This is a genomic window from Oleiphilus sp. HI0132, from assembly GCF_001635845.1.
The window spans coordinates 1-317 of sequence record NZ_LWGJ01000932.1 but is presented as its reverse complement, the minus strand read 5'-3'; the positions used below and the strand labels follow the sequence as shown (position 1 = coordinate 317).

At 41.3% G+C, this 317-nt stretch carries 1 protein-coding gene; it reads right to left on the bottom strand.

All coding sequences use genetic code 11. The features are described 5' to 3' along the window. Positions 1-257, bottom strand: a 257-nt coding sequence (locus A3766_RS10465; RefSeq protein WP_156508862.1) for a hypothetical protein, incomplete at its 3' end; no start/stop codon positions are given. Positions 258-317: the final 60 nt, after the last annotated feature.

The following is a 317-nucleotide window of genomic DNA, read 5'->3' as shown; positions in this document are numbered from 1 at the left end:
ACAAACATATCAAATAAGTCGATATGAGGATGCTCTTTGAGCTCCTGCTTTTGACTTTCCTCTACCAGCATTTGAGGCAAAGCTTTCACACCTTCCAGATAGAAAGCCTCATCCTTTTCAGTACTTACGTATACAGGCCTATCCGACGATTCAGGTTCCGATAGAGGTTTCCCTGCACGAGTCCGATAAAAAGATGTTTTAGTAGAGTGTGTTTTGACGCTTGACTGCGATAAACCTGAATACACATCCGAATACAAATTGTTCGGCTTTATGTCATATCCTTTTCTAGTGAAAGGTATTGAAGTGCTTCGTTTGGG